Here is a 767-nt window from a genome sequence, read left to right as displayed (position 1 = left end):
GGTCTCGGGAAAAAGGGGTCTGACCCCTTTTAGGTAACGGTTACGGTGGCATGAAAATCATAGGGCAGCACCTCAATGATCTCCCCTGCGGAGGCGGCCGATTTCAAGGCAATGCCGATCTTCCTGTAGGTCCCCGCTTCCGAAGGAAGAATCTGAATCCGCCCCTCATCCGCCGCAAAGACCAAATCCAATAAACCGACAGCCCCGGCGGTTTCCAGCTCCCAGGTGCCGTCCACCCCAAGGTGCTGCACAGACACCCGCTCCCCCTCCGCCGCATAGGTGGTGGCAAAGCCGACGGGCGTTCCGCTTGCGCTGTTCAGAATCACCTTTTCCCCGTCAAGCTGCACAATCCGGAAAGATTCCACACCGCCGGTTCCCACTTCGTAGGATCTTGGCCCAAGAACATAGCTCATGCGGCACCGCCTTTCTGAAGACCCAGGATGTAGGCTTTATGGGCTTCCGGATGGTTGGCCTGCATCTCCCGCATGGCTTCCCCACGGGAGCAGGCTTTGGCGGCCATATGACCTTCCACCAGAGCCAGAAAATCCGGGCCGCCACCGGGAAGCGCCGCTGCGCCCGCAGGCGGACCACCCGCCGAAACACCGGGAGGGGTCGCCGCCTGCAAAGCCGCCAGAATGTCCGCAGCCGTGGGACCAGTAACCGGGGCCACAGGGGCGGGAGTCTGGGCATTGGCCTGTCCTCCCTGTCCGTTGGCCTGATTTCCTGCTGGGTTACCCTGTCCGCCATGGGCATTGGCTGCGCCTGCG

The 767-nt window shown here is 62.2% G+C and carries 2 protein-coding genes; both read right to left on the bottom strand.

Annotated features, from left to right (window positions below):
* Positions 1-29: 29 nt before the first annotated feature.
* Complete coding sequence (locus tag OOT00_RS16080) at positions 30-413, bottom strand: DUF2190 family protein (RefSeq protein WP_265426439.1); 384 nt, start codon at positions 411-413, stop codon at positions 30-32.
* A partial coding sequence (locus OOT00_RS16075) for a hypothetical protein (RefSeq protein ID WP_265426438.1) occupies positions 410-767 on the bottom strand: 358 nt, incomplete at its 5' end. The genes OOT00_RS16080 and OOT00_RS16075, both read right to left, overlap by 4 nt.

The organism is Desulfobotulus pelophilus (assembly GCF_026155325.1).
Classification (GTDB): Bacteria; Desulfobacterota; Desulfobacteria; order Desulfobacterales; family ASO4-4; genus Desulfobotulus; species Desulfobotulus pelophilus.
This window is presented reverse-complemented; position numbering and strand designations above follow the sequence as displayed.

What these genes read in the sequence shown, in the direction of transcription:
- OOT00_RS16080 (WP_265426439.1), bottom strand. Translation starts at nt 413, where the DNA reads ATGAGCTATGTTCTTGGGCCAAGATCCTACGAAGTGGGAACCGGCGGT.